Genomic DNA, 10096 nt, shown 5'->3' on the forward strand with positions numbered 1-10096 from the left:
CGTCGCATCGCGCGCCATGTGATGCTCGGAGCAGGCGAACGGTTGATCGGCGAAGGCTTCATCCACCCAAGGCGCGCCGAAAGGGAAGCGTTCCGCGCGAAGCAACTCGAAGAGCTCGGAGCAGAGCAAGCCCAGGAGTACCAGGAGAGGTCGTAGGAGAGGGCGAGGGCGCAGGGCGAGGGCGCAGGGCGAGGGGCGAGGGCGGAGGTCGAGGGCGCAAGCGCAGGGCGCAGGGCGCGGGTGAGGCGATGCGACGACGGTGCCCTGGACGGGCACGAAGTGACCGTCGGGCGGTAGCCCGAGAAGGCGATGAGGGACGCCGTCAGGCGTCGGCGACGAAGTCGCCAAGGCCGAGCGCAGCGACGGCCTCATCGCGCATTTGGATCTTGCGGATCTTGCCGGTCACCGTCATGGGGAACTCAGTGACGATGCTGAGGTAGCGCGGCACCTTGAAGTGGGCGATCTTGCCTTGGCAGAAGGCCTTGATGTCGTCGAGGGTCACGTCAGCTCCGTCGGCGGGGATGACGCAGGCCATCACTTCTTCGCCGTATTTCTTGTCGGGCACCCCGATGACCTGCACCTCGCGGATGTTGGGATGGCCGAGTAGGAACTCTTCGACCTCACGGGGGTAGATGTTCTCGCCACCGCGAATCACGAGGTCTTTGATGCGGCCAACGATGTTCACGTAGCCGTCGTCGAACATCACAGCAATGTCTCCGGTGTGCATCCAGCCGTCGGCATCGATGGTGCCAGCGGTCTTGTCGTCATCGTTCCAGTAGCCCTGCATCACCGAGTAGCCGCGGGTGCAGAACTCGCCGTGTTCGCCGCGCTGCAGCGTTTCGCCCGTGAGCGGGTCGGCGATGCGGACCTCGACGTGCGGGTGAGCGACGCCAACGGTCTGGGTCTGGTGCTCAATCGTGTCGCCGATCATCGTTTGGCAACTCACCGGTGAGGTCTCGGTCATTCCATAGCAATTGGTGACGTCAACCATGTGCATTTTCTCGATGCAGGCGATCATCGCGTCTTCGGGGCAGAGTGAGCCAGCCATCACGCCGGTGCGCAGGCTCGACAGGTCGAAGTCGTCGAAGTTCGGCAGTGCCAGCTCGGCGATGAACATCGTCGGCACGCCGTAGAGCGCGGTGCACCGTTCTTTCTCGACGGCGGTGAGCACGGCGACTGGGTCGAACGCGTCGCTGGGAATGACCATGGTGGCCCCCGTCGAGGTGCAGCCGAGGTTGCCCATCACCATGCCGAAGCAGTGGTAGAAGGGCACAGGAATGCAGAGCCGATCCTCGTGGGTGATGTTCTGCCCGCTGGTGACGTTGTGCCCGTTGTTCAAGATGTTCTTGTGTGTGAGCGTCGCACCTTTCGGGAAGCCCGTTGTCCCCGACGTGTACTGGATGTTGATCGGGTCATCGCAGGAAAGCCCGGCTCGGCACGCATCGAGATCGGTATCGGAGATGGCGTTGGACCCACTGCAGAGTTCGTTCCAGTCGTCATCCCAAAAGAAGACTGCTCGCTCGAGCTGGGGGCACTTATCGCGCACCGAGGCGACCATCGATCGGTAGTCGGACGTTTTAAATTGGGGCGCCGCCACGATCCAGCGGCACCCGGACTGATTGATTGCGTATGCCAGTTCGTGGGTGCGGTACGACGGGTTGACGTTGACGAGGATAACGCCGATTTCGGCTGTGGCGAACTGGAGGACCGTCCACTCGGCGTAGTTCGGGCTCCACAATCCGACACGGTCGCCCTTGACGATTCCGGCTCCGAGCATGCCCTTGGCGAGGTCGGCGACGCGTCGAGCAAACTCGTTGTAGGTCCAGCGAATGTCTTGGTGCACGGACACCAGCGCTTCGCGGCTGCCGTGTGCAGCGACTGTGGCTGCAAGGTTCTGGCCGATTGTGTCGGTGAGGAGTGGACGGTCAGTTGGTCCAGCTGCGTAAGCGAGTTCGGTCATGTTCGTACCCCCGGTGTCGGTCTTCGGGCGCTCAACGTACGGCGCGGTACTCATTGTTGCAGATCAGTACCGCGAGGTCTCGCAGGAGCAACGGCTGGAAAACGCAACACCCGGCCCAGGGGGGAGGGGCCGGGTGTTGGTTAACGTTTTCTGTTCATATGTGAACACCTCTAGTTCGTCGCAGCGGGCTCTTTGGACTAATCAATCTTCAACTTTGTTGCCCGGCGACTCATCCACTGCCGGTTCGGGCTGCTTCGATCCTCTCGGTGGTGAGCTTCGGAGCGGCGAAGAAGAACAGTGCGACGCTGAGTACGCCGGCGACAAAGAACGGCATACGCAGGGCGATATCGCGTGACGCGAAGGCATCAGTCAGTACGACGGTGAGGCCACCGAGTGCTGCGCCGATCGGCATCATCCCCCATGCAAAGAAGCGATACACGCTGTTGACGCGGCCAAGAAGTTCGTTGGGAATGATCGATTGACGCAGGCTGACCGTGATCACGTTCCACAGCACAGCAAAGAACATGAAGATGGCGAACATCGCCCAAACAAAGATCCAGTTGCGTGCGAACCCGATCAGGAAGGTCGTGAGGCCACCGAGCAGCAGCGTGAGGTAGAGCGATGGGCCGGAGCCGATTTTCCTCGCGATTCGTGATGCCGACCAACCACCGATGATGCCGCCGATGGCGCCGCCACTTTCGAGGAGTGCGAACTCGTATGGCTCGGTCCGCAACACTTCTTGAGCGAACAAGACGAGCGTTGCGCCCGACAGTGTGCCGAGCATGTTGAGGAGCCCGAGGATGATCGCCATCGGGCGGAGCAGGTCGTGCGACCACAGCCAGGAGAAGCCCTCCTTCAGTTCGACTTGCCACGGTCTGCGTTCCACTAAGTCGGTCTGTTTTGCCGACCGCTTGGTCGCCGGGATGAGTGCGATCAACGCCGCCGAGACAACGAACGTGGCTGCATCGACGAAGAACGGCACCGAGAATGCGACGATCAGGAGGAGTGCGCCGAGCGGTGGCCCCATGAACGTGTTCGCCACCTGCTCGATACTCCACAGCCGGCCATTGGCCTTTTCGAGGTTGCCCTTGTGCACGATGGCGGGCATGAAGGTTTGCGCCGAGTTGTCATAGATCACTTCGGCAAAGCCCATCAGCATCGTCGCAACGAGCACCATCCCGTACAGAAAACCGTCGGTGCCGATCACAGCGCCAGCATCGATGTCGTCAGGGCTTGGGAGGACGCCCTGCTTGCCGAGCACGATGAGCGCCACGCCGAGGGTCAGTACTGCCCTGATCGAGTTGGCAATCACCATCAGGGTTCGCCGGTCGTACCGGTCGGTGATGACGCCAGCCGGCAGGCTGAACAGCAGCCACGGGAGGCGTTGCACCACAGCGACGAGGGCGATGAGCAGCGGGTTGCGGGTGACTGCAGAGGCGAGCCACGGGTAGGCAATGATGCCGATTCCGTCGCCGAGATTCGAGATCGTCGACGCGCCGAACAACTTGAAGTAGTTGCCGCCGAGTCGGTCTGTTGGGAGACCGTTGGCTGACATTTGTTCGACAGTTTCTCACGTTTGCGTCGAAAAAACGGCGTGAATACCAACCGATTCTTCGACGCAAACGGAAGGTGGAGGTCTATTTCTGGGAAATGCGACCGCGCATTGCGGCGCTGGCCATGGCGAAGCTGATCGACCCCAGAATCAGGGTGGCGAGGAGGCCTTTGCCGAGCGTCGCCCACTCCCAGCCATCAGTGATGAGACTGCGCAGGCCGTCGAGTACGTACGTGACCGGGTTGTAGGTGGCAATCGTCGCCAGCCATCCGGTGAGGGCTTCCTTCGGCAGGAACGACGTGGTCAGGAAGGCGAACGGGAAGAAGAGAATGAAGCTCGAGTTGACCGCTGCTGGGTTGCCGGTTTTGAGGGCGATGGCATAGGGGAAACCAGCGAACGCAAGTCCCCAGAGTGCCCCGTAGAACAGGAAGGCAATCATGCCGAGAATGCCGGTGATGAAGCTGACACCAACGGCGAGGCCGAGCAGCAGGACGGGGACCGTGAGCATCATCACCGCCATCAGGTCGGCGGCCATCAGCCCAAGGAGTAAAGCGGGTCGCCGGATCGGCGTGAGCAGCAGTCGGTCGAAGTAGCCACCTTGGATATCGGTGACGAGTGCACTCGCTCGGGACACACCAGTCACGGCAAAGATAATCGACACCGGCAGCTGGAACGCTTTGAAGTCGACGACAACGCCGGACTGTTCGGCAAAGTCCTGCAGAGCACCGATGTTCACCACGAAGAAGAACACGGGAACAATGAGTGCCGGGATGAAGAACTCGGGCTCACGGAACACACCGCGGCACGCCCGCTTCGCAACCGTTTTAAGGTCGTGGAAGATCGACGAACGTCGCGCCAACGGCTGAGTGTGCGTCTGGATGTCGGTCGAGGTGGTCTGCATAGCGGTCATGATGCGGTTCCTTCCGAGTCGTCACCCGTACTTGCGTGGCTCTCGGCAAGGTGCGCGCCGGTGACTTGCAGGAAGACGTCGTCGAGGGTAGGGGTACGCAACGTGAGCGTCTGCACCGTCACCCCGCTGCCCTTGAGGGCGACAGCGACGTCGGCGATCACGGCGGCACCGTTCGTGGCCGACACGGTCAACTCGCCGGGCCGCGATTCGACGTTCGACACGCCGGCCAATCCGCGCAACTCGGATTCGATCGACGACGTGTCGCCATCGACTTCGGCGACGATCAGGTCATTGCCGATCGTTTGCTTCAACGCAGTCGGGGTACCTTCGGTTGCGAGCTTGCCGGCGGAGATAATGCCGACCCGGTCGGCGAGTTCGTCGGCTTCTTCGAGGTACTGGGTGGTGAGGAAGATGGTCATGCCCTCCTCCCGGTTGAGCTTGCGAACCTCGTTCCACACCGCAGTGCGGCTGGCTGGGTCGAGGCCAGTGGTCGGCTCGTCGAGGAAGAGGATCTGCGGCTTGTGAATGAGCGACATCGCCAGGTCCAGCCGGCGCTTCATGCCGCCCGAGTACGTCTCGACGCGGTCGTCGATCGCCGAGCCGATGTCGACGAGGCCGATCACGTCGCTCATGCGTTGCTGGATGTCGGATTTCGACAGTCCGTATAGCTCGCCTTGGAGTTGCAACATTTCGCGGCCTGACTGCTTACCGTCGATCGAGGAGTCCTGCAGGGCGACGCCGATGCGCAAGCGGATGTCGCCGGCCTGCGACGCGACGTCAAAACCAGCAACCGTTGCCCGGCCCGAGGTGGGGGTCAGCAGAGTGCAGAGCATCTTGACCATGGTCGATTTGCCGGCGCCGTTTGGCCCGAGGAAGCCGTAGATCTCGCCTGGCTGGACGGCGAGGTCGACGCCGGCAACGGCCTCGTTCTCGCCGAATACACGGCGCAGGTTGTGTGCTTCGATTGCTGCGGTCATTGCATGCTCCGTTGCTGGCTCATCATCCACTCATCCTCGACTCGTCATCCACTCATCCTCGACGCCATCCAATCTCAGACTTCGTCGCATCAAGATCCTATGGATCGTGCGTCCCAGAGTGCCTGCGAGCGCGGCCAGAAACGAGTGACTTGTGGACTGGAGCGAAGGGTCACTCGCGGGTGCTCGTCGGGCCTGAGCAGATCATTCGCGACCGAGGTCGGTTTCGCCGGCGGCGTCGTGGTCGACGTCCTGGTCCATAGCGAGGTCGACGCTGACACGGACGAGTTCGCCGGTGTAATTGTTGGGGCCCATGAACTGACCGGTGCCGTCATAGTCGGAAACGGTGGTGCCTCGGTCGAGGCCGATATCGAGGCCCGACCAGGAGATCATGAGCCAGAAGATCTGGTCGGTTTCCATCGAGCCGGCAGGCTCACCGTCGATCAGCAACGTGCCGACGCCGTGCGGGAACGGTCCCTCGCCGGTGCGTTGCATCTGGAACCCGAGCGTGGTCGCGTTTGTGGGAACCCGGCGGTCCGACGTGACGACCTGGTGGGTGCCGCCGATGTTCAGATCGTGCACGAGGTGCCCATCACGGACGAACAGTGAGTACCCGCATGTCGCATCGCCATGGGCGATCAGTACGCCGTCTGCGTTGCCGACATTTCCGGACGTGTTGACGTAGGCGGTGATCTCGTAGCTACGGCTCCGCAGGTCGGGTGCGACGTCGGACGGCACGTGGCCCATGCCCGACCAGAACGTGAAGTTTGTGCGGCTACCGGCGTGTCGTTCGGCGTTCTCGGCAAAGCGTTCACCGAAGCGATCATCGAGCGGGAGGACCTGGTTGGTGCGTGCTTCGGCCCACCACATCTCTTGCAACTCGCGGAGGCGCTCCGGCTGCGTGCCGGCGAGGTCGTGGTTCTCGTTGAAGTCGTTGGCGAGGTCGTAGAGCTCCCAGGTGTCGTCGTCGAATGCCGTACCAGGCCAGTGGTACGCCACGGCCTTGAGACCTTCGTGCCAGATGCCGCGGTGCCCGAACATCTCGAAGTACTGCGTGGTCTTGCCGGTCGACGCGCCGGCGTCGGCGATCGATGAAGCGAAGCTGGTGCCGGTCATGCCGTTCGACGAAGCAGCGTCGCCGAGGCCCAGCAGTTCGAGGATGGTGGGGGCGAGGTCAGAGACGTGGCAGAACTGATGGCGGAGCTCGCCGGCGTTCGACGCGCCCACGATGCGGTCGGGCCCGGTGATGACGAAGGGGTCGCGCACGCCGCCGCTGTGGGTGTTTTGCTTGTATCGCTTGAGCGGTGTGTTCGCGGCCATCGCCCAGCCGTGCGGGAAGTTCGAGTGTGTATCGGGCCCGCCGATGTCGTCGATCCGTGCGATCTTTTCGTCGATTGTTTCCTTGATCATGTTGAACGGTGCCATTGCGTTCACGAACCCGAGCGGACCGCCCTCCTGGCTCGCGCCGTTGTCGGACAGCACCATCACGATGGTGTCGTCGAGCTGGCCGGTCGCTTTGAGGGTGTCGATGACCCGGCCGAGGTGCTGGTCGAAGTGTTCGAGCATCGCGGCGTACGCGCCGGCGAGCCGAGCGAACAGGCGTTGCTCGTCGTCGCTGTGTTCGTCCCAGGCTTTGACGCCGAGGTTGCGGTCGGGCAGCTCGGTGCCGTCGGGCACGATGCAGCGTTCGATCTGTGCCGCGATCCGATCGGAGCGCGTCTGATCCCAACCCTTCGCGAAGATCTTGGCGTACTTGTCGATGAGGTCGATCGGTGCCTGATGGGGGGCGTGACATGCGCCCGGAGCGAGGAACATGTGCCACGGCACGTCGGGTGTGGCGGCGACGTGGCTCGTCAGGTACGTGATGGCTTGGTCGGCGAGGTCCTCGGTGACGTGGTAGCCGGACGCGTAGTTGCCGGGAGCGGTGACGTGTGTGTTGTCGCGCACCAATTCGGGGGAGTACTGGTCGGTTTCCGCGTCGAGGAATCCATAGAAGCGGTCGAAGCCGCGACCCAGCGGCCAGCCGTCGAACGGGCCGGTCGCACCGGTTTCGGTGAGTGGCGTGCAGTGCCACTTGCCGACCATGTAGCTGCGGTATCCGTGCGGTCGAAGGACTTCGGCGAGCGTTGGGGCGTCGGCGGCGATCTTGCCGCGGTAGCCGGGGAAGCCGCTGTCAAAATTGGCGAGGCAGCCCATCCCGACGTCGTGGTGGTTACGCCCGGTGTGCAGTGCGGCGCGGGTCGTTGAGCACATCGCTGTGGTGTGGAAGCCGGTGTACCGAAGGCCGTTGGCGGCGAGCCGGTCGATCGTGGGGGTGGAAATTTCGGAGCCGTAGCAACCGAAGTCGGCGAACCCAACGTCGTCGAGCAGCACGATCAGCACATTGGTTTTCGCACCGGGCGGTGTCGGAGGGGCAGGCCAGTGTGGTGTCGAATCCGCCACTGTCGTCCCGATTGTTCCTTCAAAGTCACCCATACAACAGCACCGTAAACGAACCCCACCGCAAGGGCCACTGTCATGCTCCGGTCAGACCAAAGCGTGACAGTCTTGTCCGAATATTGTTTTGTGTCTGTGCGATTAGCTGGTGCCGTTGGCGACGTGTTGGCCGTATTCGTCGCCGGTGATCGTGCCAGCCTCGGCGGCGGGACCCTGATCGCGTGCGGGTAGGAATGGTTGAATCATGTCGATCCGCTTCCACGTGGCGACCGGCTGACCGCCGGCTGCGTCGGGCACGTACTTCGACGATGCAACTCGCTCATGGTGGTGGATGTAGCGGGCACAGTTTGGGAAGACGTTGGCGACCGTAGCCCGGACGATCAGTTGGGCGCCGGGCCACTGAGCGAGTGCGTCCGGATCGTCGGACAGTTCGGCAGTCGCCTGGAGCCGAAGTCGCTGTGGTGTGACCATGTCGATGAAGAGCAGACCGACCTTTGCAGCCGACTTGATGTTGCCCATCGACAGGAACATGCCGTTGCCGTCGTAGCTGGGGAACTCAACGGTGTGCTCGTCGACCACTCGCACCATCCCGATGGGGCCGCCCTTGTACGAGACGGTCGGCCAGCCGTCGGCGTTCACGCTCGACAGGAAGAAGTGGTCGCGTCCCTCAATGAAGGCCTGCTGATCGACGTCGATCGAGTCGGTGATGATCGTCGCCTCGAACGCCGCGGCGAGGTTGCTGGTGTCGAAGCGTGCCTGCAGGGCGCGCTGTTCGTCTCCGTAGAAGCTCATGTCGCAGCTTCGCAGAGATGGCAGCCGTTGACCCGGCCGGTGGTCGAGAGACTTAGCCGCAGCAGACGCCAGAGGTGCCGACGGTGGCGTGATCCATTTGGTTGGTGTCGCCACTCTTGACGTACCACTCCCACCTGGCGCCTTCGGGCGACTGCATCCATGTTTCAGTCTTCTCGGCGTAGCAGCACACAGCGTCTTCGACGCCGGTGGTTGCGATGCCGGTGTCGGTGATGCGGGCATCGGCTGCGACGACCTCGGCAGCTGTTTCGGCCTCGACGCCGAGGTGGTTGAGGTGGTGGAACTCACCGCGTGCAGCGGCCTCGGGGTGGTCGCTGCCGACTTCGAACAACACCAGCTTGAGCGGCGGGTTATCAATCGCGAAGTTGGCGTAGCCCGGCTTGGTCTTGGCGGGTTCGGCCCCGAACATCTTGGAGTAGAAGTCGATCGCCTCGCCAAGATCGGTGACGTTGAGAGCGAGTTGTAGGCGCATGGGGGATCACTTTCGAGAAGACGACGACGATATTATATTGATGATGATCAATACGTTACCAACATATCGATCAATGGCAATACGAATTTGCGGCATCCCTCAAATGGAGATCAAAACTGGCTGTTGAGTGAGCGAAACGGTCTCCATTTCGGAGATGGTTCGGCGCGGCGGCGTCAGCGGGCGCGAAGTTCGAGGCGATCGCGCTGCGTGATGCGGTACGTGCGATCTTGCTGTTCGAGCCAACCCAGCCGGATGAAGCTCGCAATCGCTTTGTTGACGCGCTCGCGGGATGCACCGACCATGCCAGCGAGTTCTTCCTGCGTGACCGGCAGTGTGAACTGGTCGGACCCGTCAGCGAGCTCGAGGAGGCGCTTGGCAGTACGGCCGGTGACGTCGAGGAACACCGAGTCGGCGAGTGCTTCGTCGGTGACGCGGATTCGCTGAGCGAGCATGCGGGTGACGTTCCACAGCAGCTTCGGATACTGATCGAACATCGCCAGAATCGGCTCAAAGGGGATGGCGAACACGGTGGTGGGCTCAAGCGCACGGGCCATGGCGGAGCGGGGGCCGTTGTCGAGCATGCTCATCTCGCCGAACAGATCGTCGGGCTCCATCAGCGCAACGACGCTCTCGCGACGGTCGATTGGGTTGGCGATCGCAATGGCCATGCGGCCGCGAATTACCAGATACAACGAATCGGGCGGGTCGCCTTCGTTGAACAGCACGTCGCCGCGGATCAGGTGTCGCTCCTGGCCTGCTGCAGACACTGCAGCGAGCGCCTCCGGAGGCGCGTCGGCGAAGAAGTCGGTTCGGGCGAGGATGTCTTCGTGAGCCATGACGCAGGTCACGGTACTACCCTCCGAGGCTGTGCCGCATGTTGAAACAGTTTGGACTGTTGTTGTCGGCGGTGGCAATGGCCAAAGATTTGGCAAACCAAAGCAGTATGAGCTGCTCGGCGACCGTCGGATGATCGATCATTCCA

General features: G+C 62.4%; 8 protein-coding genes. All 8 read right to left on the reverse strand.

Translation table 11 applies throughout. The annotated features are described in order from the left end of the window. Window positions 1-322: 322 nt before the first annotated feature. Window positions 323-1960, reverse strand: a complete 1638-nt coding sequence (locus tag ACH2EI_RS13075) for an AMP-binding protein (RefSeq protein WP_395153788.1) — start codon at window positions 1958-1960, stop codon at window positions 323-325. 229 nt (window positions 1961-2189) lie between these two features. Next, window positions 2190-3515 carry an MFS transporter gene (locus tag ACH2EI_RS13080; RefSeq protein WP_395153760.1) on the reverse strand — a complete coding sequence of 442 codons (1326 nt, stop codon included), beginning with the start codon at window positions 3513-3515 and terminating at the stop codon, window positions 2190-2192. Between the two features lie 82 nt (window positions 3516-3597). Continuing rightward, window positions 3598-4422, reverse strand: a complete 825-nt coding sequence (locus ACH2EI_RS13085) for an ABC transporter permease (RefSeq protein ID WP_395153759.1) — start codon at window positions 4420-4422, stop codon at window positions 3598-3600. Continuing rightward, window positions 4419-5399, reverse strand: a complete 981-nt coding sequence (locus ACH2EI_RS13090; RefSeq protein ID WP_395153758.1) for an ATP-binding cassette domain-containing protein — start codon at window positions 5397-5399, stop codon at window positions 4419-4421. The genes ACH2EI_RS13085 and ACH2EI_RS13090 overlap by 4 nt, the downstream gene beginning before the upstream one ends. 201 nt (window positions 5400-5600) lie before the next feature. Beyond that, window positions 5601-7871, reverse strand: coding sequence for an arylsulfatase (locus ACH2EI_RS13095; RefSeq protein ID WP_395160326.1), 2271 nt, complete (start codon window positions 7869-7871; stop codon window positions 5601-5603). A gap of 102 nt (window positions 7872-7973) precedes the next feature. Then, the gene (locus tag ACH2EI_RS13100) at window positions 7974-8624 is read right to left on the reverse strand and encodes a pyridoxamine 5'-phosphate oxidase family protein (protein WP_395153756.1); all 651 of its coding nucleotides are present in this window, start codon (window positions 8622-8624) and stop codon (window positions 7974-7976) included. 52 nt (window positions 8625-8676) lie between these two features. Next, a complete protein-coding gene (locus ACH2EI_RS13105; protein WP_395153755.1) occupies window positions 8677-9114 on the reverse strand; it encodes an ArsI/CadI family heavy metal resistance metalloenzyme in 438 nt (145 codons plus the stop codon). Between the two features lie 173 nt (window positions 9115-9287). Then, window positions 9288-9950 (reverse strand): Crp/Fnr family transcriptional regulator, encoded by a 663-nt coding sequence (locus ACH2EI_RS13110; RefSeq protein ID WP_395153754.1) that lies wholly within the window; start codon window positions 9948-9950, stop codon window positions 9288-9290. Window positions 9951-10096: the final 146 nt, after the last annotated feature.

The sequence above is a fragment of the Ilumatobacter sp. genome, from assembly GCF_041688325.1.
GTDB lineage: Bacteria > Actinomycetota > Acidimicrobiia > Acidimicrobiales > Ilumatobacteraceae > Ilumatobacter_A.